We start from the raw sequence: 26,911 nt of genomic DNA, 5'->3' as shown, positions 1-26,911 counted from the left end.
CTGGTAACGGCTCGGTGGCTTAGCCGCCGAACCGGTCCAGCCAGTGGCGGGCGAGGTCGGAGCGGCGGCAGACCCAGATGTCGGGATTGGCGGTGATCTTGTCGAGGAAGCGATCCAGCCCGACCATTCGCCCCGGCCGCGCCGCCAGCCGGCAATGCAGCGACACCGTCATCATGCGCGGGGTCTTCTGGCCTTCCTTCAGCAGCCAGTCGACGCCGTCGCTGACATAGTCGAAGAACTGGCTGCCGGTCTCCAAGCCTGAACCGCGCGAAAAGCGGCTGTCGTTGTTGTCGAAGCTGTGCGGCACGACGAGGTGCCGCTTGGCGCCGACATCGACGAAATAGGGCAGGTCGTCATTGTAGTCGTCGCAGTCGAACAGGAAGCCGCCATGCTCGACCACCAGCCTTCTCGTGTTGAGGCTTGGCCGGCCGGTGTACCACCCGAAGGGATCGATGCCGGTGATGTTTCGCACCGTGTCCACCGTCATGGCGATGTGCTGGCGCTCTTCCTCCTCGCTGAGCGGGGCGTAGTCGATCCAGCGCCAGCCGTGGCAGACGATGTCGCTGCCAAGTGCTGCGATCGCCTTGCCAGCCGCCGGGTTGATCTCAAGCGCGCGCCCGACAATGTAGAAGGTCGGGATGACGCCCTTGTCCCGGAACAGCGAGATGAGCCGCCAGACGCCGACACGCGAACCGTATTCATAAAGCGATTCCATGTTGCGGTTGCGCAGGCCCGGCACGGCGGGCGCGACGGCGAGATCGGACAGGATCGTTTCGGAGACGCCGTCGCCTTCGCCGATCGAGTATTCCGCACCTTCCTCGTAATTGACGACGATGTTGAGCGCCAACTTTGCGCCGCCGGGCCACTCGGCCGGCGGAGGCCGCTCGCCATAGCCGATGAAATCGCGAGCGGGCAGGTACGGTGCGTCTGACGTCATGAAATCCCCTCGGATGAAGCCCTTACCAGCATTGCCGGCCGCGCAGGGCGGTCAGGATACGCAGCGCGCGGTCCATGACTTCCTGCGGCCCGATGGTGATGCGCAGGCAGTCGGTCAGGCCGTAACCGGAGAGGCCGCGCACGATAATGTCGACGCCGCGCAGGGCACTGTCGGCGGCGGCCGCTGCCGCCGCGTCGGCAAAACGCGCCAGAACGAAATTGGTCCGGCTTTCGGGGACTTCGTATCCGGCGGCTCGCAAGCCTTGCGCGAAGCGGTCGCGAATGTCGGCGGTGCGGGTTACGATTGCGCGCGTATAGGCTTGGTCCTCTAGCGCCGCGGCGGCCATGGCGAGGCTCACCGTCGAGACCTGGTTGGAGTTCTGCATCTTGCGCACCTCGGCGGCGATCCGCGGCGCGAACAAGCCCCAGCCGATGCGGGCGCCGGCCAGCCCATATGCCTTGGACAGACTACGCAGGATGACGGTGTCGCCGCGCCCGGCCAGCGCGAAGACGGCTTGCGGATCCTGATCGTCGAATTCGCCATAGGCTTGGTCGACCATCAGGAGAACGTCGCCGGGAAGGGCCGCGCGCAGGCGCAGCAGCTCCGCGTTCTTGATGCGCGTGCCGGTCGGGTTGCCCGGATTGCAGACGAACACGATACGTGTCGCCGACGTCACCGCCGCCAGGACGGCGTCGATCGAGACCTCAAAGCCGCGCTCCTGCGCTTTGGCATAGGTCGCCCCGACGCGCGCGGCCGCCGAGGCGGCGAAATTATAGGCATAGTCCGTACCCAGAACGTCAGCGCCCGGTCCGGCGAAGGCCGCGATGGTGCAGGCAATCAGCTCCATCGAACCCGCGCCGCACAGGATGAGATCGCGCTCGATCCCATAGGTTCTTGCGATCGCGTCGCGCAGCAAGGTCCAGTCCGGGTCCGGGTAGAGATGGCTGCGTGCCACAGCGACCCGGCCGGCTTCGATTGCCTTCGGGCTAGGCGGGAAGGCGCTCTCGTTCTGGGCTAGCGTGGGCCGGTCGAAGCCACCGAAATTCGCCAAGGCAAAAGCGGACATGGCCTGGACATGGGTAGTTGCTTTCACAGGCACGGCATATCCATGCAGGTCTGGCGACCAAATTTGTCGGCAAGGTCTTCCGGAACGGAAGCTATGGCACCGCGACCAAGCCGCAAAGCAAAATTAGCCGGTGCAATGACTGCGGGAATCTGGCCCATGGGAGGGGCCATGTCCAGGCTCTTTTCTTGGATCACATAGGCCGGCCTGAAGTCTCCGCTATCGGCGCCTCCGGGCCAATCATGTTGTTTTTCAATGCCTTAGCGGTTTCGCGGCTTTGTGGCGTCAGATTCAGCTGACTTCGTCGGCCCTGCCGCTGACGCCCGCCTGGATCAGCCGGTCGGCGAGGATCGCCAGGAAGGCGATCGACAGGCCGGCGATCAGGCCCATGCCGGCATCGGCCTTGCCGAGCGCGACATAGACTGCCTGGCCAAGATCGCGCGTGCCGACGAGCGCGGCGATTGCCAGCATCGACAGCGTCGCCATGATGGTCTGGTTGAGGCCAAGCATGACGACCGGCAAAGCCAGCGGCAGCTTGGCCTGCAGCAAGGTCTGCATCGGCGTCGCGCCCATCTGCTCGACCGCCTCGACGACATCGGGACGGACATGCCGCAGCCCGTGCTCGACATAGCGGATCGGCGGCACGATGGCGTAGAGCATGATGGCGATCAGCGCCGTGAACTCGCCCACCTTGAAGAACATCAGCGCCGGGATGAGGAAGACGAATTGCGGCATCGTCTGCAGCGCGTCGCAGATCGGCTTCAGGATATGCGAGACGCGATCGCTGTGCGCCGCCCATGTGCCGAGCGCGCCGCCGATCAGAAGGCAGAGCAGGACCGCCAGCGTGCAGAGATAGAGCGACTGCACTAGTTGCGGCCACAGCCCGTTGACCAGGATCAGCCCGAAGCCGACAAGCGCGAAAAAACCGAGCCGCGGCCCGGCCACCTGGCCGGCAAGCAACGCGACGGCAAGGATGAAGGCAGGCCAGGGGAGATCGAGAAAGCCGGTATAGAGAACAAGGCCGGCGGCCAGCACGGCCAGCGCCCCGCGCCAACCGAAGCCGCGCAGCGCCAACACGGCCAAGGCCAGCACCAGGACGAGATAGGCGGCGAGCACCGAAGATGGCAATGTGAAGCCCCACATTGCCGGCGTCGCCGAGCCGGCGATGCCGACGCGCATCGGCAGAAGCAGGCAGTAGAGCACCGCATTGCGCACGCCGTTGAAGAACCAGGCGTAGTCGCGCACGAGCGCCAGCAGCCATTGGTTGACGGCGCCCATCTGCATGCGCAGACCGGTTTCCGGCAGAAGCGCCGCATCTGGCGCGGCCAACCGGATGACCACGGCGAGAGCCAGCGCACCCGCCAGTGACAAGGCCAACCGGCGCGGCGTCATCCAGCGCATGGCGGGCGTCGGCCCGGTCTCCGGCGCCTTCGCGAAGCCGATGGTGAGGCGGTCGATGAGGATGGCGAGCAGCGCGATGACGAGGCCGGAGAGGATGCTCTGGCCGAACTCGGCCTTGCGCATCGAGGAGAGCACCTCCCAGCCAATATCCTCGAAGCCACCGATAATGGCGGCGACGATGACCATCGACAGCGCCGCCATGGTCGTCTGGTTGAAGCCGACGAGAAGCTGCGGCAGCGCCGTCGGCACCTCGACCTGCCAGAATTGCTGACGGCGTGTGCAGCCGCTCATCAAGCCGGCCTCGCTGATGGCCGCCGGCACACGGTCCAATCCGAGCATGGTGTTGCGGACCATCGGCGGCGTCGCATAGATCGCCGAGGCGATCAGCCCAACCACCGGACCGAAGCCGAACAGGAGCAGGAGCGGAATGAGATAGGCGAAGGCCGGCACCGTCTGCATCAGGTCGAGCGCGCCGAGCAGGACCGGACGCCAGCGCGGGCGGGCGTAACCCAGAAAGCCAAGCAGGAAGCCGAGCACGGTGGAGATCGGCACCGCCAGCAGCACCAGCGCGAGCGTGTTCATGCTCTGCGGCCAGTAGCCGGCGAGCAGGATATAGGCGAGCGTGGCGAGCGCGAAGATCGCCAACCGCTCACCGCCCGACTTCAGCGCAAGGGCGGCGATCGCCAGCATCACCGCCGGCCAGGGCAGCCAGGCGAGCGCCAGCCGCGCGCCGCGCATCGGCGCATCGAGCAAAGCGGACAGCGCCCGGAAGGCTGGTTGGATGACGGCGACGACAATGTCGGTCACGGCATTGATGTAGGTAGCCAGCGGCAGCGTCCATTGCTTGGGGAAATTGACCAGCCAGGGAAGCTCGGTTTTGAGAAGCAGGCAAAGCGCCGTCAGCACGGCCAGGCCGCACCAAGGCAGAAGCGCCGGTTCCACCACGAACCGCGATGAGGGTCGAAATGCCGCGGCCGGCGCCGTCATGAGTTCTTGCGCCTTGCCTGCTCGCGTTCGAGCACCGCGAGCACGGCGCTGGCGTCGAGCACCGCCGGCGGGCTGTCACCCACCCCGGAAACGGTGAAGGCCGTGGCGCCCGCGGCGAGTTGCGGGATGAGCGCCTCGAGGCTGGTGTCGGCGACGACGCTTCGTTCCGGCAACAGCGCGCCATTGGCGGGCGTGGCGATGTCGCCGGCCGTGATGACGCGCAACAGCGGCATGTCCTCGGTGAACTGCGCGACATAGTCGTCGGCCGGGTTGAGCACGATGTCGGCGGGACGGCCGATTTGCACGATCTTGCCGGCCCGCATGATCGCCAGCCTGTCGGCAAGCCGGAAGGCCTCGGCGATATCGTGGGTGATGAAGATGATGGTCTTCTTCAGCATGCGCTGCAGGCGCAGGAACTCATCCTGCATCTGCTTGCGGATCAGCGGATCGAGCGCCGAGAACGGCTCGTCGAGAAACCAGAGCTCCGGCCCCACCGCAAGCGAACGGGCGATGCCGACGCGCTGCTGCTGGCCGCCGGAGAGCTGGTGCGGGAAGGATGCCTCGCGGCCTTCGAGTCCGACCAGCGCGATCATCTCGCGGGCGCGCGCCTCGCGTTCCTTCGCCGGCTTGCCCTGAATTTTCAGCGGGAAGGCGACATTGCCCAACACGTTCAGATGCGGCAGCAGGCCGAAATTCTGGAACACCATGCCCATGGCGTGGCGGCGCAGCTCGATCAGTTCCTTGCCGCTGGCGGCAAGCAGGTTCCTACCGTCGAGCAGTATCTCGCCAGCGCTCGGCTCGACCAGGCGCGACAGGCAGCGCACCAGGGTCGACTTGCCGGAGCCGGACAGACCCATGATGACGAATATCTCGCCGGTCGCCACCTCGAAGCTGGCATCGACCACGGCCGGCAGATGCGCCTCGGCGCGCAGGCGCTCGGCCAGCGCATCGGGATCGATGATATAGCCGCGCGAGTCGAAGTAATAGGCCGGGCGCCGGCCATAAACCTTCCAGACATTTCGGCAGGCAAGCTTTATCGGACGCGCGGCCGTGTTCATCCTCAACCACCCGTGCCGATCGCCCGCCCGGCTCCGCGCAGTGCGGAAACCGGGCCTATGGTGCCCTCAGCCTTTGCCAGGCACATCGGCGAATTATCCTTTGGCGGCGTCGAGCCAAGGTTTCCACACCGTCTCGTTCTTGTCGATCCATTCCTTGACGACGGCGTCGAGATCCTTGCCTTGCTTGTCGACGGCCAGCATCATCTTCTGCTGCTCGGCTGCATCCATCTTGAAGGCCTTGAGGAAGGCGTAGGCCGCCGGCCATTTGCCGCCAAAGCCCGACCAGACGATCTTGTCGACATCAGGTGGGGTGATGCAGTGCTCGTTGGTCTGTTCCTTGCAGGGCGGCATCGTCACCCAGCCGACGTCGTTCTCGGCCAGCGCGTAGTGCGGACCCCAGAACATCATGATGAGCGGCGTCTTGGCGGCTTCGGCGGCTTCCAACTCGGCCACCAGCGCGCCTTCGGAGCCCGACGGCACAGCGGTGTAGGGCATGTTGTTGTCGGCAAGGATGGTGGCCGCGCGCGAGCCCCAATCGGCCGGGTAATCGAGGAAGCGGCCATTGGGCGCGGTTTCGGGCGTCGCCAATGCCTGCACGCATTCGGGCTTGTTCAGCGCAGTCCAGTCCGGCAGGCCGGGGCAGACCTTTTCCATGAATTTCGGATAGATCCAGCCTTCCTGCGTCTTCAGATCGAGCTTGCCGATGTCCTCGATCTGCTTGGCGGCCAGCACTTTCGGATAGATGTCGCCGACATTGTTCAACCAGATCTCGACCGATGCGCTGAGCGAGCCGTCGGCGAGGCCCGAAAATTGCGGGAAATTGCCGGCGGTGACGTATTCGACCTTATAGCCGAGCTTCTCCAGAAGCTGGCCTGCGATGTGCGTGGAGACGTGCGCGCCCGTCCATTCCAGCATGGCGAGCTTGATCGGCTCGTCCTTCGCGCCAAGATCGGCGCTTTGCCCGGCCGTCGTTGCGGCAAGCATCAGCGCGAGGCCAAGACCGGCCCCTTGCAAGGCATTTCTTATTTTCATGTCAGTTCCCCTGTCTGTTGATGGTCCTTCCGTCTATGCCGGTCTCCTCCCACGAGACCGGAATCCATCGCCCCCCACCGACGCTACCACAAGGCGCCGCCGGTGATCTGGATGTTTTCCATGGTGATCCCCCTGGCGAGGTACGAGCAAAGGAAGACGGCGAGCGCCGCGATTTCCTCCGGCTGCATCATGCGCCCCTGGGGATTGCCTTTCCTGAACTCGTCCATCAGTTCCTCTGCGCTGCGGCCCTTGCCTTCGCGCTCGACGACCTGCGCCACGTTGCGGCGCATCAGCTCGGTCTCGACCCAGGTGGGACTGATCATGACGCAGGTGACGCCGTGTGCTGCGCCTTCGAGCGCCACGCAACGCGTCAGCCCGAGCAGGCCGGCCTTGGATGCGCAGTAAGCAGGATTGTCCTTCCAGCCGACGGAAGCCGCGGTCGAGCCGATGTTGACGATGCGGCCCCAGCCGCGTTCGATCATGCCGGGCAGGACCGCGCGGGTCGTACGGAACGCCCCGGTGAGATTGGTGTCGACGATCTTATCCCAGAGCTCGTCGGAATGGCCGCAGACCGGTTGCTCGGCCGTGGTGCCGGCGGCGTTGACCAGGATGTCTGCCGGACCGACTGCCGCCTGGGCTTCGGCAAAGAAGAGATTGGTGAGCGCGCTGTCGCGCACGTCGAGATGGGCGGCGTGCGCCTTGGTGCCGTGGGCGGCCAGCGCCGACGTCACGCGCTCGATCTCGTCGGCGCCGGGATAGTAGGCGGCATCCGCCCTGTCCGCGTGCGGCGGCGCCACGTAGGAGCCGACGGCGACATTGGCGCCGGCCTTGGCGAGCGCCGTGGCGATGGCAAAACCCATGCCGGAAAAGCCACCGGTAACGATGGCGCTGCGGCCGGTGAGGTTGGTCATCGCGAACGTGCTCCGTGTTCACACTGCAAGATAGCCTCCGTCGACGACCATTTCGGAGCCGGTGACGAATTTCGATTCGTCCGAGGCGAGGTAGAGGACCATGTAGGCGATGTCGTTGGGTTCGCCGAGGAAGCCGATCGGATGGCGCGACAGCGCCTTCGCCTTCTCCTGCTCGAGCGTGCCCAAATCGCGCAGATAATTCTCGGTCTGCGGCGTCCAGATATAGCCGGGGTGGATCGAATTGCAGCGGATGCCGTAGCGCTGCTCGGCACAGTGTACGGCCACCGCCTTGGTCAAGGTGCGCACGCCGCCCTTGGAGGCGCAGTAGGCGGCAAGATCCGCCTCGCCGATGACGCCGTCGATGGAAGAGAGATTGATGATCGATCCGCCGCCGGATTTCTTCATCAGCTTGATGCCTTCCTGGCAGCCGAGGAAGACGCCGTCGAGGTTGATCGCCATGGTGCGCCGCCATTCGGCTAAAGAGGTATCCTCGATGTTCCGAGCGATGGCGATGCCGGCATTGTTGACCAGCACGTCGAGCCGGCCGAAGCGCTGCTCGATCGCCGCCATGGCGGCAGACCAATCCTCGGGCTTCGAGACGTCATGGCGAAGCGCCAACGCCTCGCCGCCAACTTTGACAATCTGCGCCGCCGTATCGCCGGCGAGCCTCTCGTCTATGTCGCTGACGACGAGCCTGGCGCCTTCCGACGCCAGCAAAAGCGACGACGCCCGTCCGAGGCCGAGACCGGCCCCGGTAACGAGCGCCACCTTGCCTGCGACGCGGCCCATTTGCGGCATCAGCCTCCTTTGTTCGACGGCTCCAGCGGCTTGCCAAGCCAATCGCGATAGAATCCTTCGAGATCGGGCTCGAAATCATGCACGATCGGGTAGCCGGGCGCCGCCGCCTCGACTTCATGCAGCGTGCCACATTCAGGGCAGATGAATTCGCGGATCTCCATCCAGTCCGGATCCGGCAGATCGCTGTTGGGGTAGATCTCGCGCAGCGTCTCCTCGCTGTCGCGCACGATGATCGCCGCCTTCAGCTTCCAGTTCTTGCGATAGTCGCCGAAGGAATGGCCGCATTCGCATTTCGTCACCCGCTCGTCGCCGCTCTGGCAGATGAAGAGATGGTCGCCGACCGGAAGCAGGATCGGATCGCTCCAGCCGACGCGGTCCTGCAGCACCGCGACATATTTGAAGAAGCGGTCGTCGTCCTTGTAGGCGCTCATGATGCGGCGCGTCTGCGGCCAGGGCAGCGTGCCTGCAACCAGGTCGGCGATGACTTCCTTGCTGTATGAGGTCATGGTCCCTTACTCCGCGCCGAAGGTCGATTTGGCATCGACATCCCAGAAGGTCGAAAAGTCTTTTGCAAAGCGCGGCGAAAGCTTGATCGCGCTGGCATACATCTTCCTCACCTCGGGCGCGAAATCGGCCGCCTTCACCCTTTCGCGCTCCCTGGCGATCCACTCCGAAACCGGCTTTGCACGGGCCAAACGTCGCGCCCGCATCTCGGCACGATGGCGGTTGGTGGCCTCCAGATTGGCGATCGGGAAGCCTTCCTCGTCCTCATCGAGCACGATGCCGAAGATGCCTTCGGCTGCCTCCTTGGTGAGGAAGCCGTTCTCGACATCCCAGGCGGTCTTGACCGGATCGCGCTCGAGCACATCGCCGTAACCGCCGCCGCCATTGTAGGAATGGGTGAAGACGTCGCCCGTCTTGTGGGGTGCTGTGATGTATGGCCCTTCGAGCGTCACATGCTCGCCTTCCAGCCGCATTTCCAGCTCCGAGCGATACGGATTGGTGCCGGTGTGGTGGGCCAGCGGCGCGCCATTTTCGGCCAGCTCGAAGATGTTGCTCTCGCGCACGGCGCGGTGCTTCTGGCAGGTCGGCGCCGGATAGCCGCCGCACAGACCGCCATTGTCGAAGACGCGTGACGAATGCTCGGACGTGACCAGCCTCAGGTGATCGGTCTTCGAGACCAGCCATGTCGACAGGAAGGAGCAGCCGCCGCGATATTTGCCGGCGCCGCCGGAGTTGGGGACGATGGAGCGGCCGATATAGAGCATCGGCATGTTCTGTTCCCATATCTCGATGTTGCCCATGTCGGATTCCGGGTTCCAGCCGACATAGGCGGTGTCCAAGCCGTCCTTGATCGCGAGCGCGCCGGACCCGGCGGCGGCGCATTCGAAATGCGCCATGCCGAAGGGCGTGCCGTATTGGCTGGTGCCCCCCATCTCGATCATCGGGCTGTTGACCTGGCCGACAAAGGCCTCCTCGACGAAGCCGCGGGCGATGAAGGAGCGCGACAGGAGCCGCTGGAAGACGCCATAGGCGGGCAAAAGCAACGCCCAGGAAGTCGCCGTCGCCACCATCTCGTTGTCGGGGTTGGTCCAGGTGCCCTTGGGCAGCTTCAGTTCGGTCGCCATCCAGGCGCCGTCATTAACGAGACCTTCGAAATTCATGTGCTGCGTCAGCGTCACGAACATGCCGCCATCCATGCCGGCCGGCGTGCAGTTCATCGAATGGTAGCCCCAGGGCTGCGTGCCCTCGAAGTCCATGACGATCTTGCCGTCGGTGGTGATCTCCATCTCGATCGGCATGTTGTAGAGCCAGTCGGGATCGCCGAGCGGCTGGTAGCCGGGCTTGCCCTTGGTGACGTGCCCGTAAAAAGTGTGGCCGCGATAGATGCCGGGCACGGTGAGCTGACGGGTGCGGGCGAGCTGGGCGCGGCGGCCCTCCTCGATGAATTCCTTCGACACCTGCATCCAGTAGTCGAGGCCGATCTCGTCGATCAGCGCCTTGACGCTTTCGCGCATGTCGATGCACGACGCCACCTTGGCCTTCTCGTCCAGCACCCAGTAGATCGGCATGCGGAGATTGCGCTCGCAGCGGATGACGTAGTCGCGCCGAAGCTCGTCGTTCTCACCGACCTTCTCGGCGCAGACGAAGAGGCCCTCGGTGAAACGTTCCTGCGCCAGCGCAACGTCGCCGCCCGGCGTGATGCCGCCGGCTTCGAGCTCGTGGCAGACCGCACCGGCCCAGCCGACGAGCTTGCCGGAATGGAAGATCGGCACCACGTCCATCACATCCGGCACCTGCACGGTGCCGATGAAGGCGTCATTGTTGGCGAAGATGTCGCCATCACGGATCTGCGGGTTTTCCTCGTAGCCGTTGCGGATCATCCATTTGATGAAGCGGCTCATCGTGTGCACATGCACCATGATGCCGTTGGAAAGCGCGATGGCATCGCCTTCCGGCGTGTAGATGGCGACGACCATCTCGCCGACCTCGCGCACGCCGGGCGAGGCGGAGATGCGGCGCGCCATCTCGCGGGCCGATACGCAGTAGGCGCGCAATTTGGTGTGCAGCGTCTCGAATTTCAGCGGATCCTGGTTGCGCAGCTTGAGCTCGGTGATGCCGTCATAGCAGCCGGTCTCGTCCATCAGCCGTTCGGATTCGAGCAGCCTTTCGCGGATGCGCAGCGCAGAGGCGGGTTTGTCCAGCATGACGTTCGCCCTTCTCAAGCGTGAGTGTAGTGCAGCAGCGTCCATTCATCGACATGGACGCGATCCTGCGGATGGACGACGAGCGTCGTCGCCGGATGTTCGATGATGGCGGGGCCGACAACTTCGTGGCCGGGTTGCAGCAAGTCCATCTCGTAGAGATTCGCCTTGTGCCAGCGGCCCCCGATATAGGCCTCGCGCACGCCCTTGTGGGCGGACGCCGGATCGGATTTGCCGAGCGGCCGCTTGACCAGCATCGGCTTGACCTTGTCGGCGGTGGCGATCAGCCCGAGCTCGGTGATCGAGAAGCCGGCCTCGCCATAGCGCGAGACGCGGTGGTTGACCTTGGCATAGACCGCCTCGAACTCGGCGATGACCTTGCGCATGTCGTCGGCCGAGCGAACCGCCGACAGCGGCGCCATGACCTCGACGTCCTCGAGCTGGCCGGTGTAGCGCATCATCAGGAACGGCACGGTCTTGATCTTGTCGTGGCTGTGGCCGTCGGCGATCATTTCGTCGACCGCAGCCTTGGTGAGATCGTCCCAGACATTGGTCACCTTCTTGCCAAAGGCCTGCAATTCGTCATCGCTGGCGCGGGCGCCGATGTCGATCTGCGTCGACACCGAATGGCGGCGCATGAAATCGGCCGTGGTGCAGCCGAAGGCCGAGAAGGCTGCGGCGAACTGGAAGGTGATGATGTCCTTGAAGCCGATGCCCCTGGAGCAGCCGGCGAGATGCAATGGCCCCGAGCCGCCATAGGACAGAAGCGTGAATTCCGAGGGGTGAATGCCCTGGCCGGAGATGACGCGGCGGAGCGCATTGTTAGCGTCGGCCTCCAGCATGTCGATCATGCCTTCGGCAGCTTCCTCGACACCGACGCCGAGCACGCGGGCGCATTTCTCCTCGAAGGCTTTGCGCGCCTTCTCGACCTGCAGCACGACCTTGCCGCCGAGGAAGTAATGCGGGTTCAAGCGGCCGAGGATAGCATCGCAATCGGCGATGGTTGGTTCGGTGCCGCCCTTGGCGAAGCAGATCGGGCCGGGATCGGAACCGGCGCTTTCCGGTCCGAGCGAGACTTTTCGGGTCAGCGGGTCGACCTTCAGGATCATGCCGGCGCCAGCGCCGATCGTGTCGAGATGCAGCGTCGGCACGTTGAGCTTGAAGCGGTCCATCAGCGGCTCGTTCTCGATCCGCGTCTGGCCGCGCGTGATGACGCCCATGTCGAAGGACGTGCCGCCCATATCCGAGCAGATCAGCGAGTCGTTGCCAATCAGCTTGCCGACATAGGCCGCGCCGAGAATGCCGCCGATCGGCCCGGAGATCATCGTCTCGTGCAGGCGCGGATGGTCGATCGAGGTCAGGCCACCGAAGGAGAGCAGCGTCTGCACGCCATATTTGAAGCCGTATTTCTTGGAGACGTCCTCAATGCCCTTGAGCTGCTTGCGGCCGCGCGAAGTGGCGTAGGCCTCGATCAGCACCGAGTTCAGCCGCGACTGCTCGCGGATGACCGGACGCACCTCATGGCTGGTGTAGACGAGGATGTCGGCGCCGGCGGTGGCGATCTCCTCGCGGCAGATCTCGGCAATGCGTTTCTCATGCGCCGGATTGACGTGGGAGAAGATGGTCATGATGCAGATCGCCTCGACCTTGTCGGCGATCAGCTTCTTGGCGGCCGCATGCACCTCGTGCTCGTAGAGCGGCAGGATGACGTCGCCGAACTGGTCGATACGCTCGGTGACGCCGTGGGTGCGACGGCGCGGCACCAGCGGGTCGGGATGGTGATGGGTGACCGCGTGCAGGCGGTCGGCATAGGAATAGTCGGCCCAGGCCTGCAGGCCGCGCCCCATCAGGATCATGTCCTCCAGGCCCTTGGTGGTGATCAGCCCGAGCCTGCGGCCGGTGCGCGACAACAGCGTGTTGAGCATGCCGGTGCCGGAATAGAGCACGACATTGACGCCTGAGAACAGGTCCTGCAGCGAGATGCCCCAGGCATCGGCCGCATCCTCGGCGGAGGCGAGGAAGCCCTCGGCCTCGTTCTTCGGAGTGGTCGCCGACTTGCCGATCTTGAAGTGCCCGTCCTGATCGACAAGGATCGTGTCGGTCATGGTGCCGCCAGCGTCGATGCCGATGACGATTGGGTTGGTGGTAATCTGGTCCACGGGTCGCTTTCCCTTGCCGAGAGTGACCGCAGGCTAGATTCCCAAAGCCGGATCGCGCCATATGCCTAAAGACACAATGACGCTTGGGCCGGGTTCGCCGAGAAAAGGGCATGCGCATGGGCAACATCTGGGCGCCGCTGGCCAAGGCGATCGCCGCCACCGGCACCGACCGGCATGTCGACTGCCTGATCGACCTGATCGGCGCCGACATCGCGCATGACCTGGTGACGGTGACGCGCTACTCGGCGACCAAGACGCCGGAATTCGTCAAGCACCGGCGCTTCTCCGACGAGATGGTGCGGCGCTATCTCGACAATTACTACGTCTTCGATCCGTTCTATGCCTCGTGGCGCAGCCAGCGCCGGCTAGGCATCATGCCGCTGAAAGGCCTGGCCAATGAGGAGGCCAAACGCGGGCAGTACATAGCCGGTTTCCTGGCGCAGTCGGAAATCTGCGACGAGGTCGGCATCATGCTGGCCGATGGCGGCGACTGGTGCCTCGGCATCTTCCTCGACCGCTCGACGGTGTCGTTCAAGGACAGCGAGATCGCGCTGCTCACCGAGCGATTGCCGGTGTTCGAGGCGCTGCATGCGCTGGACATCAAAGCACGCGGCTCAGACTTCTCCCGCACCTCGGCGCCCAGTGGTCCCGGCGCCTCGCCGCAGCAGAAGCCCAGAGTTCCGGAAAGCCTCTGGCCCGAGCTTTCATCGCGCGAGCGCGAGTTGGTGCAGCTCATCCTCGCCGGCCATCCCACCGCCAACATTGCCGAGCGGCTCGGCATCACCGTCGGCACGGTGAAGAACCACCGCCGCCGCATCTATGAAAAGCTCGACATCACCACCGAGCGTGAATTGTTCCTGCAGTTCTTCCAACATCTGGGCCCAGTAGCGTAGCTGACATCGGTCAGGAGCAGCGAATCGCTGAACCGGATCGATTCAATGCTCTTGCGGCCGGATATCGGTTCTGAGCCAGATCACAATGCGAGAATAATGTCCGTTCTTGAAGGTTCGCTGCCCTAAGCTGCCGGCCCGCTTGCGGCCCAAACGCCGACCGCAGCTTATCCTTTGACTTCGGGGGTTGAAAGGTCCCTACAGGTTTAGTCGCTGTAAATCTCTCGACCTCGACAAGAACTGACTGCGCGGACGGACCTTGCCCGAGGTGAGAGGTACCTTCATCGCTAGTAAGCTCGGAAGAGAAATCATGTTGACGCTCTGCCGATTGTGATACGGCGCGGCATTCGGCCTGGGTGGCTTGTCACCGGCCTGACGCTTGGAACGAGCTGGTCAGAGATCGGCCGGATATAGTGGCTCTATCAAGCCGGTCGCCGCTGCCCGTGGGGCACGATCGGGTCACTGTGTCCGCCAGTCATACTCTTGCCGGAACCCAAGGACGTCGCGCAGCTTCCGGTTGGAGATCAGTCCCTCAAATGCGTCCATGGCGCGGGTGACCGGTATGTTGGGCACATGCTTCCTGAGAAACTCCGCCGTCGGCAATTCAGACACGATGGTGTCGTTGACGGCGTTGAATATCTGGAATCCCAAGCCGTCCCTCTCGACGCACAGGTCGACGATCTGACCGAGATCGCGCACGTCCATATAGGTCCAGGCGTCGCGCCGCCGCTTCGAGGGATCGGCCAGGAATTCCGGAAAGCGGGCATAGTCCTTCGGCTCGACGACGCCACCGATCCGCAGGGCATAAATGTCGGCTCCCGTGCGGGAGGCGAAAGATCGTGCGATTTTTTCGCCGAGCAGTTTGGAGAGGCCGTAGCTGTCGGTCGGATCGACGTCGTAGTCCTCATCCACCGGAAACGATGAGAAGTCGCGTTCGCCTTCGGCAAAGCAGACGCCATAGACCGTTTCGCTGGAAGCCGTGACGATCTTGCGGATACCGAGCTTGGTGGCGGCTTCGATCACGTTGTAGGTCGACTGCACATTGGCGGCGAACATGGCGTTGTCCGGCCGCAGGAATATCCGCGGCAGCGCCGCGAAATGGACGACGGCGTCGACCGGGCGGCGGCCCTTGCCGCCGAAATACTCGCTGAACCCGAAATGCAGCGTCAGCGCATTGTAGGTTTCGCCGGTGTCCGCAAGGTCGGTGATGACGGTGTCGACACCCGGCAGATCGAGCGGCGTCAGATCGAGGTTGAGGACCTGATGCCCGCGTTTCAGCAGATAAGGTATGACGTGGCGGCCGATCTTGCCGCTGCCGCCGGTGAAAACGATCCGCTTGCCCATGGCCTCCTCCTGACGGTCTCTTTTTGCCGAGCAGCGCAGTGCCCGGCCAGAAGAGTCTCCATCCGATCATCCGCTACTCAAAAATGCCGAAGCCAGGAACCGCGTGCTTGCACACACCCTCCATGTCGAGCTCGACGCCGATGCCGGGAACGTCGGACACCGCGATATGGCCGTCCTCGACGATGGACCTTGCGCCGTCCGGCAGGCGGACATAGCTGTCCCACGCGTCCCGTTCCTCGAGCGCGTGCCATTCCAGCACCAGGAAGTTCGGCACACTGGCGCAGACATGGCAGGTCGCCATCGTGCCCAGCGGCGTCGACACCAGATGCGGCGCGAAGGGCACATAATACATCTCGGCGAGGTTGGCGATCTTGCGGCTTTCCGCAAGGCCGCCGCATTTCGGCACATCGGGCATGACGACGTCGGCCCCGTAATTCTGGAACAGCTCGCGAAAGCCCCAGCGCAGATAGAGGTTTTCACCGACGCAGATCGGCGTTTTCGTACGCATTCTGATCTGCTTCAGAGCCTCGACATTTTCCGCCGGGATCGGCTCTTCGAGCCACAGAAGATTGAAGCGCTCCATCTCGGCGGCGATGCGGCTGGCGCTCAACACATCGTAGCGCGCATGCAAATCGATGCAGAGATCGACGTCGGGACCAACAGCGTCGCGCACCGCCGCCACACGTTCCACCATGAAGCGGAGTTCCGCGCCGTTGATGGTGTGGTTCATCCGGTCGAATTTCGTTGGATGGTGCAGATTGTCGATGTCGAACTTGAGCGCGGTGAAGCCCTCCTCAACCATGCGGCGCGCGCGCGCCGCACAGCCCTGCGGCGATCCCGATTCGTCATCGCCGTCGCCGCAATCCGCGTAGAGCCTTATCCGGTCGCGGAACTTGCCGCCGAACATGCGGTAGAGCGGCTGGCCGGCGGCTTTCGCCGCCACGTCCCACAGGGCCATTTCGAGCCCGGTGAGGGCGATGAGAAAGACGCCGGCCTGCGCGCCGGAAAACACGTGATCGCGGCGGATCTTGTCCCAGCAATATTCGACATTGCGCGGATCCTGGCCGATCAATTCCGACTTCAGTTCCGAAATCAGCCCCACGATTGCGGCGGCACCTGCATCGGGGTTGGCTTCGCCATAACCGGAGATACCGGCGTCCGTATCGATCCGGATCAGCGTCGCCTTGCCGTGATAGGCGACGACCGCTGTCTTGATATCCACGATCTTCATCGGATCCTTCTCCCCGTAATGGCGTCGCACTTTACAGCACACAATTCTGGCTAAATGCCAACTTGTCTAATAAGCATACAAGATTGCCGAATAAGGCGTAAACCCCCTTTGAGAGATTTTGCGTCAGCCGGCTTCAGAGCCTCCCGCCTTACCTTGAATTATTTGGGAATTTGCGGTTTTTGGCGACGAATTGCGATTCCCGGAGAACGCACTTGTTAGACGAGTATATAAGCGTATAAATTGGGTAACGGCAGGGCCATGGCCCATATATGCCGCCAATCGGGAGGAACAGGATGCAACAGCGACAGCTGGGATCGTCGCCGGTCAAGGTATCGGAAATCGGACTTGGGACTTGGGGCATGTCGGGCGCGTTTTGGGGCGCGGCCGACGATAAGGAATCGATCCGGGTGATCCGACGCGCGCTCGAGCTTGGCATCACGCTAATCGATACGGCCGAGGCCTATGGACACGGCCATGCCGAGGAAGTCGTCGGCGAGGCACTGGCCGGCCGCCGCGACAAGGCCGTCATCGCGACCAAGGTCGCGCCCAATCATCTGGAACCCGCCGCGATAGAGGCGGCGCTCGACGGTTCGCTGAAGCGCATGCAGACAGACCATGTCGACGTCTATTTCGTCCACTGGCCGAACTCGGAGTTTCCGATCGGCCCGACCATGGAGATGATGGAGCGGCTGCGCGCGTCAGGACGGATCAAGGCGGTCGGCGTCTCGAATTTCAACACCGCCGACATGGACAGCGCCCGCCAGCATGGCGTCATCGACGTGCTGCAGCCGCCCTACAACATGCTCTGGCGCGAGGTTGAGGCCGAAACGCTGCCCTATTGCCGCAAGCACAATATCGGCGTCATGCCATACAGCGGCCTGGCTCAGGGACTGCTCACCGGCACGCTGTCACCGGACACGAAATTCGTCGAGGGCGATGAGCGGCGCACAACGGTGCTGTTCCAGCCGGGCACCTATGAACGGGCGGTGAATGCCGTCGACCTCCTCAAGCCGATCGCGGCGCGCTACGGCAAGACTGTTCCGCAGCTTGCGATCCAGTGGCTCACCAGCAGGCCAGGCGTCAGCTCGCCGCTGGTCGGCGCCCGCACCGTCAAGGAGCTGGAGGAAAACGTCGAGAGCGCCGGCTGGACGATTTCCGACGCGGACATTGCCGCCATCGACAGGATCACGGCCCCGATTTGGGCGGAAATCAAGGACAAGGGCGACATGTTCGGTTTCCGCGCACGCCAGCGCCAGGAACAACAAGCGAAGAGGGCCTAGGGCCCCCCTCAATTCAACGCCGTGTCCTCCCGGCACGCTGCGGCGCGGCCAGCGCAAATGCTGGCTGCGCTGCTTCTTCACCGAGGCAAGCCGACCGCGGTGGTTTTCTTGAGGTGCCGGCGCATCGCTTCTTCGGCTCGCTTTTCATCGCGCGCCACGAGCGCCTCGTAGATTGCCCTGTGCATTTCGGTCGCGGAGGGAAGCGCATGGGGCATCTGATTGCTGATGCGCCTGCTTGCCATCTGCCACCATCGGGACGAATACATGAAACGGTCGAGAATCCTGTTCTGCGCCGCGCGGCAAATCTCCATGTGGAAATCCAGATCGAGCTTCAGATAGGCATCCGGATTGTCCTCGCTGGCCGACATCGCCGCCAGCAAGGTGCCAAGACGCTCGAGGTTTTCTTTGGTCATATGCTTGGCCGCGATGGCGGCGATGGCCGGTTCGATGATGATCCGCGTGGCGTGCGCTTCGGCCAGGATCTCGCGCATCTGCTCGTGCGGCAGCCAGTCGATGAGCAATGGGCTGAGATAGTCCCACTCCTCGGCTGGACGCAGCACCACGCGCCGGCCCTGCGCGATCTCGATCATATCGAGCGAGGCCAGGATCTTCAGCGCCTCTCGCGCGACCGCGCGCGAGACCCCGAACTCCTGAAGGATCTGCTGTTCCGACGGCCCCTGGGCGCCGGCGACACCGCTGCCGGCGATGCGTCGCGCCAGCACACCAGCTACCTGCTTGGGCAAAGTTTGAAGCTTGACCTCGACGGTATCCATCACTAACATCCACTTGTCTGATAAGCTTATAGGCTGATAGCTAGATATGCAGTCAACTTATCTCATAAAAACGCTCACTAGCCTATAACACGGCCTGCGGAAAGGGATCGAGCGGTGTCCAGTCGCCGTGCCCTGTTGCCGCTGTCCGAGATCAAGATCGATACGCCTTACCAACTGAGGCGTGTTGGAGCGCAAGTGCCTGATCGCCCGGAGGCTCGCAGGCGTCGTCCGGGAACCCATACAGGCAGTCTCGCCGCGGGAGGAGCACGCCGGCGAACTGTCGAGGGCGAAAGTCGTCGGCCGTCCCTGGACGGACCGATCCATCAAACCAGGAGGAGATTGTGATGTCTGGAACCTTATCGAGACGCAAATTCCTTGCCGCGAGCGCGGCGGTGACGGCCGGCTCGCTTGCCGCGCCGTGGGTTGCCAGGGCAGACGCTAAAGAGATCACCGCATTGCTGATCACGGGCGGCCCGCTCTATCCCAAATATTGGGAGAAGATCGTCCAGGACTTCACCGCCAAGACCGGCATCAAGGTTCGCTACGACCTCCTGGAATTCACGCCCCTGACGGCGAAGGTGGTCACGTTGAGCGCGGCACGGTCGAGCCAGTACGATGTCTACAGCACCCACACGGCGCAGATCGATTCCTACTTCAACCATTTCGCGCCGCTGAACAGCTATTTCAGCGACTCCGAGCTGGCAGATTTCTATCCCGTCGCGGTTAAATACCTGCGCGATCCCAAGACCGGAAATCTGGCGGCGATTCCGCGCAACATGGATGCGCGCGTTCAGTATTACCGCAGCGACATCTACCAAGAGAAGGGCCTGAAGCCGGCCGGAACCTGGGAAGAACTCGTCGATGTCGGGCTAAAACTCACTGGCAACGGGCACTATGGCCTTGTCGTGCCGGGGCAGGGGGACCCCGCCCAGCGCACCTTCAGCGACCTGCTTTGGCAGGCAGGCGGCGACTGGGTCGACCAGGCCAACAAGCCGGCGTTCAATTCCGAAGCCGGCATCAAGGCGCTCACCTTCTATCGCGATCTGATCCAGAAGCACAAAATCGTGCCGCCCGACGCCGTTGGCTATCAATGGAACGAGAACTCGACCGAATTCTCGTCCGGCACGGTCTATGCCACTTTCGATTGGCCGGGCGCCTTCGCCACCCTGTCTAATCCGGAAACCTCGCGCGTCGTCGGTAAATGGTCGACGGCGCCCTATGTGCGGGACAAGGCGGCGATCTCATGCGCCATCTCGCACGCCATGGCGCTGAACGGCCAATCCGGACGCAAGGAACCCGCCGTCGAGTTCATCAAATACACGGTCAGTACCGACGCCCAGCGGCTCCAGTTCGACCAGTTCACCAACTTCCCGAGCAGCCAGAGTCTGGCCAAGGAAGTGATCGCTGCGGCCAAGGGCCCGCAGGCCACTTGGCTGCAGCAGCTCGAGACGACGATCGCGAACGGCAAGGAATGGCCCAAGCTCGCCGGCTTCTCGAAGGTCTGCACCTTGATGTTCTCGGCCATCGAGCAAGCACTGTCCGATCAGGTTTCGCCCGCCGACTCGCTCAACCAGGCGGCGACGGAAGCGGAAGAGATCATGCGCCGGGCCGGAGCTTACGACTGAGAATGTCGGCCGCAGCGCAGCACCGGGCGCCAAGGCGCCGGCGACGTTCGCCGCTGCCCTACAGTTGGCAGAGAGGTTACCTCCTGGCCAGCCCGGCGCTTCTCGTGATGCTGGCCATCCTGATCTATCCGCTCGGATACTCCTTCGTCATGAGCTTCTTCCGCTGGGATCTGAGCGGCTCGGCGCCATTCATCGGAACGGGAAACTACACCGACGAGCTCTTTGGCCGCCAGTTCAACCAGGCGCTGCGAAACCAGACCATTTTCAGCGTCGTTTCCATCACGATCGAAGTGGTGGCTGGCATGGCGATCGCCGTGCTGGTCAACGGCAAATTGCGCGGCATGCGACTTGCGCGCACGTTGCTTCTGGTTCCGCCGATGATTGCGCCCGCCGTCGTCGGCCTGAACTTCCGATGGCTGTTCAACACCCAATACGGCTTGATCGATGCGTTGCTGCGCATGTTCAACCTGCCTGACATTCCGTGGCTCAACCACCCGACCTGGGCGCTCGTCTCGGTGATCGTCGCCGACGTCTGGCAGAACACGCCACTGATGGTGCTTCTGTTCCTTGCCGGCCTGCAATCCCTGCCGCAGGAGCCGCTCGAGGCAGCCACGGTGGATGGCGCGACGCCGTGGCAGCGCTTCTGGCACATCGTTCTGCCGCTGATGCGCCCGGTCATCATGATCGCGCTGATGCTGCGCATCATCGACACCTTCCGCACCTTCGACGTCGTCTGGCTGATGACGCAGGGCGGCCCGGGCGGCGCCACCAATCTGCTCACGGTCTATTCCTACCTGCTGGCGTTTCAGGCGGTGGATTTCGGACACGCGGCGGCGGTCTCCTACATCGCGCTGGGCATGTCGCTGTTCGTGCTCGCCCTGCTCTACGGAGTGCCGTGGCTGATTGCGAAACGGAGGGCTATATGAGCGAAGCCGTCATCGTCGACGCACGTTCCATGCCAAAGCGCCGGCGCCGCCGGTTCACGGCGGGAATCGCCGGTCAGTATTTGGCGCTAGTCGTCACAGTCGCGCTCACCGTCTTTCCGCTGGTGTGGCTGTTCCTGACCTCGATCCGAAGCTCGGCCGATATCTTCTCGGTTCCGGTGCACATCATGCCCGAGACAGCGACGCTGACGCAGTATGTCGCGGTCTTCGCCCAGTACGACACAATGGGCTATGTCTGGAACACCGTCATTGTCTCGGTGGCGACGGTCATTCTTGTCCATCTGCTGGCCATCCCCTGCGCCTATGCGCTGTCGCGCTTCAGGATGCCGGGCGCCATGCTGATCTTCGGGCTGCTTTTGATCATGCGCATGATCCCGGTCATCGCGCTTGCTATCCCGCTCTTCGCCGTGTTCGCCGCCATGGGCCTGCTCGACACTGTCTGGGCGCTGATCCTCAGCCATACGGCCGCCAAGCTGCCGGTTGCCATTTGGCTGCTTCTGGGCTTCATCCAGGATGTGCCGAAAGAGATCGAGGAGGCTGCCCAGTCGGATGGCGCCGGCACCGTGCGCACGCTGGTCCAGATCGTCGCGCCTCTGATTGCGCCGGGCATCGGCGCCAGCGCTGTCATCACCTTCCTCTTCACCTGGAACGACCTGCTGCTCGCGCTAACGCTGACCTCGAGCAAGGCCGCGCAGACGCTGCCGGTCGGCCTCACCAATTTCGTCTCGCAGTTCGGCATCGATTGGGGCGCCATGTCGGCTGCCGGCGTGCTCATGGTCATCCCGACTTTGGTGTTCGTCTGGTTTGCCCAGGGGCTGCTGGTCAAGGGGCTCACGACCGGCGCGGTTCGCGGCTGAGTAGCGGACATGGGCCACAACGCGCTCGACGGCTTTGCTGGGCGTTGAACGCAACTGAGTGCGATCGATGAGGTTAGAACTCACCGCGCATTGGAGGAAATAGAATGGAAGCTGACCAGATACCGGCGATACAGGACATTTCCCGGCCGCCACGAGAACTGGTCGACGCGCTGGCGGCGATCGGTTCGGCGACGCTGGCCAGTGAGCTCTACCACAAGATGGGCATTCGCGACCCGCAGATCCGTGGGCCGCGTCCGCTGAGGCTCGGCAGCACAGCGGCGGGGCCGGCCCTGACCCTCCAGTGCATGCCGAAGCGCGAGGATCTGTACAACGAGACGGAATACGAGGAGCCGGAGCGGCAACTGCACCGGCACGTGCTTTATCCCACTCAGCCCGGCGACATGGTGGTGGTCGATGCCCGTGGCGACATGGGCAGCGGCATCTTCGGCGAGATGATGCTGACCTATTTCGCCGGGCGTGGCGGCGCCGGCGTCGTTATCGACGGCTGTATTCGCGATTCCGCCCAGGCGGCGGCGCTCGACATCGGCATCTGGGTGAGGGGCGTCACGCCGAATTTCCATGCCCAGACCAACATCGTTCCCTTCGCCGTCAACGTTCCGATCGCCTGCTCGAACGTGCTGGTCATCCCGGGCGATATCATCGTCGCCGACGACGATGGCGTGGTCGTCGTGCCGGTCGGCCTTGCCCCCAAACTGGTCGAACTCGCCGGCGCGCATATCGAGTGGGAAGAGTTTTCGCGCTTGCGGCTCGCGCAAGGAGGAGACCTGCGGAAATACTACCCGTTGAGCCCTGAGGGCGAGGCTGAATACCGCGCATGGCGCCAGGCTCAACGAAAATGAGCCGTGCCGGTACGGGAGAAGAATAGGTGTCTGCAATCGAGATAGAACAGCTCGGCAAGAGCTTCGGGGCGGTGGAAGTTCTGCGCGACGTCAACATCGAGATCGCCAGCGGCGAGTTCGTGGTCCTGGTCGGTCCGTCGGGCTGCGGCAAGTCGACGTTGCTGCGCATCATCGCGGGGCTCGAAGAGCATACGACTGGCGAGATCCGCATCGGCGGACGCGTCGTCGACGAGATGCCGGCCAAGTCGCGCGACATAGCCATGGTGTTCCAAAGCTATGCCCTCTATCCGCATATGAGCGTGGCCGACAATATGAGCTTCGCGCTGCGGCTGGCCAAGGTTCCCCGGGAAGAGATCGTTTCCAGAGTGAAGGCCGCGGCCGAGATCCTCGGTCTGCAGGACCTGCTCGGGCGCATGCCGCGTCAACTGTCCGGCGGCCAGCGCCAGCGTGTCGCCATGGGCCGCGCCATCATCCGCGACCCTGCGGCCTTCTTGTTCGACGAGCCGCTCAGCAATCTCGATGCCAAGCTGCGCGTGAAGATGCGTGCCGAGATCAAGAAGCTGCACCAACGGCTGGGACGAACCAGCATCTACGTCACCCATGACCAGACAGAAGCAATGACGCTCGCCGACCGCATCGTGGTGCTGAACAAAGGCCGCATCGAACAGATCGGCACTCCCTCCGAACTCTACGAGAACCCGGCCAATCTGTTCGTCGCAGGCTTTATCGGCTCGCCGGAAATGAATCTCATCAACGGCCGCATCCAGAGTGGCGCATTCATCGCGGAGCAGGGCCTGCGCCTGCCCTTGCCGCACGTGGCAGGGGTGGGGGACAAGCAAGGTGTGGTTTACGGGATTCGTCCTCAGCACATCGCTGTCGGAGGCAACCACGCACAGGCGAGAGTCCAGGTTGTCGAGCCGACCGGTGAAGCGCAGGAAATCACCTTGACCGCCGATGGCGTCGACCTGATGGCGGAGATCCGGGGCCGGCCGCCCTTCAAGCCGGATCAGGAGGTGAACCTGGAGATCATGGTGAATAAGGTGCACCTGTTCGATGCCGAGAGCGGCAGGAGGATAAATTAAGGGAGCCTGTCCTCTCCGGAGTGTCCCGCTTCGAGTGAGCTATGCCGCTGGTGTCTTCCCGGTGATCATATCCGCCGCCTTCTCGGCCATCATGATCACCGCTGCGTTGGTGTTCGATGATACGATGCGTGGCATCACCGAGCTGTCGCAGACGCGTAAGCCTTGCAGCCCGCGCAGGCGCAGTTCCGGATCAACGACGCTGTCGGCATCGCCGCCCATGCGGCAGGTGCCGACCGGATGGTAGGCGCTGCGGCCATGCTGGCGGGCAAAGGCTTCGAGCGCCGCGCGGCCCTTCGTCGCCGCTCCAGGCAAATGCTCGCGGCTGATGTATTTGGCGAAGGCCGGCTGAGAGAGGATCTCGCGGCTGATCTCGATGCCGTCGATGGCGCGTTCGACGTCGTAGCGTTCGGCGAAGGGATTGGGGTCGATGACCGGCGCATCGCGCAGATCCGCCGAGCGCAACGTGACGCTGCCGCGCGAACGCGGGCGCACATGGTAGGAATTCAACGTGCAGCCATTGCCGCCGGGGACCGAGCCGATGCCTTCCTCGACACCGGCGCCGGGCAGGAAATGAAATTGTATATCTGGCGTCTTTTCCGAGCGGTCGCCCCACCAGAAACCGCCGGCTTCGACGATGTTGGAGGCAACCGGTCCTTTGCCGAAGAGCGCATATTCGAGGCCGGCGACGGCCTGCCAACGCTTCTTCTTGTAGCGGTCGATGCCGTGCGGCCCGTTGAGTTCCGCGACGACGTCCACGTCCATGTGATCGTGTAGATTCTGGCCGACCCCAGCGAGATCATGCACAGCTTTGATGCCATGCTTTTCGAGATGCGCGGCAGGGCCGATGCCGGACAGCATCAGGAGTTTCGGCGAGCCGATGGCACCGGCGGTGACGATCACCTCGCGCTCGGCGTGCAGCAACTCGGCGCGACCATTGGCGATGATCTCGACGCCGACGGCCCGACCCTTCTCGACGACGACGCGGCTGACCGTGGCGCCGGTGCGCAGCGTCAGGTTCCCGCGGCCGAGCGCCGGTTTCAGATAGGCGACCGCGGTGCTCGAGCGCCTGCCATTGCGCGTCGTCGTCTGATAGAAGCCGGCGCCTTCCTGCTCGCCGGCATTGAAATCGGCGCGGAAGGGCAGGCCAGCCTGCTGCGCCGCCTTGACGAAGATCCTGGTCAGCGGGTGCGGCGTGCCGCTGGAAACGCCGAGCGGTCCGTCGATGCCGTGCTGGGAACCGGCAAAAGTGTCGTTGCCCTCGGAACGAACGAAATAGGGCAGCACATCGGCGTAGCTCCATCCTGTGCAGCCGAAGTCTGCCGCCCAATCGTCATAGTCCTGCGGGCAGCCGCGCGTGAACACCTGGGCGTTGATCGAGGAGCCGCCGCCGAGCACGCGCGCCTGCGGGTAGACCATGACGCGGCCGTCGATCTCCTTGCCGGGTGCGGCGTCATAACCCCAGATCAGCGGCCCGGACGTCATCTTGAAGAAGCCTACCGGCATGTGGATGTATCGGTCGGTGTCGGGCGGCCCGGCCTCGAGCAGGACGACGGACAGGCCTGGATCCTCGCTCAGCCTCGCGGCAAGCACGCAGCCGGCCGAACCGCCGCCAACGATGATATAGTCCGCCATTCTCGCTCCCTTGCCGAGGCAAATCCGGCCTCGCGCTTTTACGCGCGACGATCTCAAGTCGCTTGTGCCACGTCAAGAGAAAGGGTATGGTTGCCGTGTTGAAGGGTTGTCGTACAAGTAGAGGGACCTGACGGCCCGTCTCCGGAGGACCCGGCCGCGCTCCCTGCGCACGAGCCGGGCGGAAACAATTCAATCGGGAGGTTCGAAATGAAGGACAGCAATGGTCTTGTTTTTTCCGGCAGGGTGAGCCGCCGGACGCTGATGCTGGGCGCTGCCGCCGGGGCGGCGACGCTGGCCATGCCGAATGTGTTGCGCGCGGCCGACAAGCCGACGCTGGTGACGTCGATCCGCTCGTTGTCCAATCCCTATCACGCGGTGTGGAAGACCGGCGCCGAGGCTTATGCCAAATGGGCCGGGCTGGAGCACGTCACGCTGGTCTCGGAAGGCAACAGCGAGAAGGGCATCGCCGACATCAAGGCGATGCTGGCCAAGACCAACGGCAACATGGTGCTCAACTCCGATCCCAACGACACGCCCGACGCGCGCCCGATCGTCGAAGCCTGCGCCAAGGCCGGCGCCTATGTGGTGACGCAGTGGAACAAGCCTGCCGACCTGCACCCCAAGGACTTCAACCCGAACTATGTCTCGCATATCGAGTTCGACGGCATCGCCAGCGGCAAGACCATCGCCGAGATCCTGTTCAAGGCCATCGGCGGCAAGGGCGGCATCGTCGCGCTCGGCGGCCTGATCTCGACCACGGCCGCGATTGAACGCAAGAAGGGCCTCGATGCTGCGCTCGCCGCGAACCCCGACATCAAGCTGCTCGACTTCCAGGTCGCAAACTGGAAATCCACCGAGGCCTTCGACCTGATGGGCAATCTGCTGACCCGTTTCGGTGACGACATCAAGGGCATCTGGGCCGCCAATGACGACATGGGCTCCGGTGCGCTCGAAGCGCTGCGCGCCGAAAACCTCGCCGGCAAGGTGCCGATCGTCGGTGTCGACGGCATCAAGACGGCGGTCGACGCGGTGCGCACCGGCGAGTTCGCCTGCACGATCACCTCGGATCCGTTCTGGCAGGGCGGCATGGGGCTGGCTATCGGCTACAACGCCAAGATAGGCAAGTTCGACCCGGCCAAGGAGCCGCCGGAACACCGCGAATTCTACGGCAAGGCGGTGCTGATCTCGCACGACAATGTTGAGGAATATTACAAGACCAATGTCGAGGCGAAGCCCGAGATCAACTGGAACGATCTCTGGGGCCGGGTGACCGGAGCGATCCGGGCCTGACCCGTTTGGGGCGGGCCGGCTTCTCCCTGGCAGCGGCCGCCCCTTTTTGCCG

Annotated in this window: 22 protein-coding genes; 8 read left to right on the top strand and 14 right to left on the bottom strand. The window is 63.7% G+C overall.

Annotated elements, in window-relative coordinates:
- Positions 1–19: 19 nt before the first annotated feature.
- From LB520_RS11245 to LB520_RS11200, 10 genes are all read right to left on the bottom strand, one after another.
- Positions 20–937 carry an allantoinase PuuE gene (locus LB520_RS11245; RefSeq protein WP_224606358.1) on the bottom strand — a complete coding sequence of 306 codons (918 nt, stop codon included), beginning with the start codon at positions 935–937 and terminating at the stop codon, positions 20–22.
- Positions 938–959: 22 nt separating this feature from the next.
- Positions 960–2,036 (bottom strand): pyridoxal phosphate-dependent aminotransferase, encoded by a 1,077-nt coding sequence (locus LB520_RS11240; RefSeq protein WP_224637536.1) that lies wholly within the window; start codon positions 2,034–2,036, stop codon positions 960–962.
- 255 nt (positions 2,037–2,291) lie between these two features.
- The gene (locus tag LB520_RS11235; RefSeq protein WP_224637535.1) at positions 2,292–4,388 is read right to left on the bottom strand and encodes an ABC transporter permease; all 2,097 of its coding nucleotides are present in this window, start codon (positions 4,386–4,388) and stop codon (positions 2,292–2,294) included.
- Entirely contained in the window at positions 4,385–5,446 is a 1,062-nt protein-coding gene (locus tag LB520_RS11230) for a glycine betaine/L-proline ABC transporter ATP-binding protein (protein ID WP_140839232.1), read from the bottom strand. The genes LB520_RS11235 and LB520_RS11230 overlap by 4 nt, the downstream gene beginning before the upstream one ends.
- A 93-nt stretch (positions 5,447–5,539) precedes the next feature.
- Complete coding sequence (locus LB520_RS11225; protein ID WP_224637534.1) at positions 5,540–6,478, bottom strand: ABC transporter substrate-binding protein; 939 nt, start codon at positions 6,476–6,478, stop codon at positions 5,540–5,542.
- A gap of 83 nt (positions 6,479–6,561) precedes the next feature.
- A complete protein-coding gene (locus LB520_RS11220) occupies positions 6,562–7,389 on the bottom strand; it encodes an SDR family NAD(P)-dependent oxidoreductase (RefSeq protein ID WP_224637533.1) in 828 nt (275 codons plus the stop codon).
- Between the two features lie 18 nt (positions 7,390–7,407).
- Positions 7,408–8,178 (bottom strand): glucose 1-dehydrogenase, encoded by a 771-nt coding sequence (locus LB520_RS11215; RefSeq protein ID WP_224523148.1) that lies wholly within the window; start codon positions 8,176–8,178, stop codon positions 7,408–7,410.
- An 8-nt stretch (positions 8,179–8,186) separates the two neighbouring features.
- Positions 8,187–8,693 carry an acetone carboxylase subunit gamma gene (locus LB520_RS11210; RefSeq protein WP_224637532.1) on the bottom strand — a complete coding sequence of 169 codons (507 nt, stop codon included), beginning with the start codon at positions 8,691–8,693 and terminating at the stop codon, positions 8,187–8,189.
- A gap of 6 nt (positions 8,694–8,699) precedes the next feature.
- Positions 8,700–10,895 carry a hydantoinase B/oxoprolinase family protein gene (locus tag LB520_RS11205; RefSeq protein WP_224637531.1) on the bottom strand — a complete coding sequence of 732 codons (2,196 nt, stop codon included), beginning with the start codon at positions 10,893–10,895 and terminating at the stop codon, positions 8,700–8,702.
- Positions 10,896–10,909: 14 nt separating this feature from the next.
- Positions 10,910–13,051, bottom strand: coding sequence for a hydantoinase/oxoprolinase family protein (locus tag LB520_RS11200; protein WP_224637530.1), 2,142 nt, complete (start codon positions 13,049–13,051; stop codon positions 10,910–10,912).
- 110 nt (positions 13,052–13,161) lie between these two features.
- Between LB520_RS11200 and LB520_RS11195 the strand changes: the two genes are divergently transcribed.
- Positions 13,162–13,944 (top strand): helix-turn-helix domain-containing protein, encoded by a 783-nt coding sequence (locus tag LB520_RS11195; protein WP_224637529.1) that lies wholly within the window; start codon positions 13,162–13,164, stop codon positions 13,942–13,944.
- 456 nt (positions 13,945–14,400) lie between these two features.
- Here LB520_RS11195 and LB520_RS11190 read toward each other — a convergent pair whose 3' ends face one another.
- Both LB520_RS11190 and LB520_RS11185 read right to left on the bottom strand, forming a co-directional pair.
- Positions 14,401–15,285, bottom strand: a complete 885-nt coding sequence (locus tag LB520_RS11190; protein WP_224637528.1) for an NAD-dependent epimerase/dehydratase family protein — start codon at positions 15,283–15,285, stop codon at positions 14,401–14,403.
- Positions 15,286–15,358: 73 nt separating this feature from the next.
- Positions 15,359–16,516, bottom strand: a complete 1,158-nt coding sequence (locus tag LB520_RS11185) for a mandelate racemase/muconate lactonizing enzyme family protein (protein ID WP_224637527.1) — start codon at positions 16,514–16,516, stop codon at positions 15,359–15,361.
- Positions 16,517–16,809: 293 nt separating this feature from the next.
- Here LB520_RS11185 and LB520_RS11180 point away from each other — a divergent pair, with 293 nt between their 5' ends.
- Positions 16,810–17,796 carry an aldo/keto reductase gene (locus LB520_RS11180; protein WP_224600570.1) on the top strand — a complete coding sequence of 329 codons (987 nt, stop codon included), beginning with the start codon at positions 16,810–16,812 and terminating at the stop codon, positions 17,794–17,796.
- A gap of 77 nt (positions 17,797–17,873) precedes the next feature.
- Here LB520_RS11180 and LB520_RS11175 read toward each other — a convergent pair whose 3' ends face one another.
- Complete coding sequence (locus LB520_RS11175; protein WP_042638970.1) at positions 17,874–18,569, bottom strand: FadR/GntR family transcriptional regulator; 696 nt, start codon at positions 18,567–18,569, stop codon at positions 17,874–17,876.
- A gap of 344 nt (positions 18,570–18,913) precedes the next feature.
- Here LB520_RS11175 and LB520_RS11170 point away from each other — a divergent pair, with 344 nt between their 5' ends.
- From LB520_RS11170 to LB520_RS11150, 5 genes are all read left to right on the top strand, one after another.
- Positions 18,914–20,194: an ABC transporter substrate-binding protein gene (locus tag LB520_RS11170; protein WP_224637526.1), complete on the top strand. Its 1,281-nt coding sequence runs from the start codon at positions 18,914–18,916 to the stop codon at positions 20,192–20,194.
- Between the two features lie 2 nt (positions 20,195–20,196).
- Positions 20,197–21,120, top strand: coding sequence for a carbohydrate ABC transporter permease (locus LB520_RS11165; protein WP_224637525.1), 924 nt, complete (start codon positions 20,197–20,199; stop codon positions 21,118–21,120).
- Positions 21,117–21,995 carry a carbohydrate ABC transporter permease gene (locus tag LB520_RS11160; protein ID WP_224637524.1) on the top strand — a complete coding sequence of 293 codons (879 nt, stop codon included), beginning with the start codon at positions 21,117–21,119 and terminating at the stop codon, positions 21,993–21,995. The genes LB520_RS11165 and LB520_RS11160 overlap by 4 nt, the downstream gene beginning before the upstream one ends.
- Before the next feature lie 104 nt (positions 21,996–22,099).
- Complete coding sequence (locus tag LB520_RS11155; RefSeq protein WP_095768587.1) at positions 22,100–22,855, top strand: ribonuclease activity regulator RraA; 756 nt, start codon at positions 22,100–22,102, stop codon at positions 22,853–22,855.
- A 26-nt stretch (positions 22,856–22,881) separates the two neighbouring features.
- Positions 22,882–23,937 carry an ABC transporter ATP-binding protein gene (locus tag LB520_RS11150; protein WP_224637523.1) on the top strand — a complete coding sequence of 352 codons (1,056 nt, stop codon included), beginning with the start codon at positions 22,882–22,884 and terminating at the stop codon, positions 23,935–23,937.
- A 39-nt stretch (positions 23,938–23,976) separates the two neighbouring features.
- Here LB520_RS11150 and LB520_RS11145 read toward each other — a convergent pair whose 3' ends face one another.
- Positions 23,977–25,569, bottom strand: a complete 1,593-nt coding sequence (locus LB520_RS11145; protein ID WP_224637522.1) for a GMC family oxidoreductase — start codon at positions 25,567–25,569, stop codon at positions 23,977–23,979.
- 207 nt (positions 25,570–25,776) lie between these two features.
- On the opposite strand from LB520_RS11145, the gene LB520_RS11140 reads away from it, so the two are divergent.
- Positions 25,777–26,859 (top strand): sugar ABC transporter substrate-binding protein, encoded by a 1,083-nt coding sequence (locus LB520_RS11140; protein WP_224637521.1) that lies wholly within the window; start codon positions 25,777–25,779, stop codon positions 26,857–26,859.
- The last annotated feature ends 52 nt before the right edge of the window (positions 26,860–26,911 follow it).

Origin of the sequence: Mesorhizobium sp. CA12 (assembly GCF_020165255.1) — a bacterium.
Taxonomy (GTDB): domain Bacteria; phylum Pseudomonadota; class Alphaproteobacteria; order Rhizobiales; family Rhizobiaceae; genus Mesorhizobium.
The sequence above is the reverse complement of the archived record's forward strand: the minus strand, read 5'-3'. Positions and strand labels throughout refer to the sequence as shown.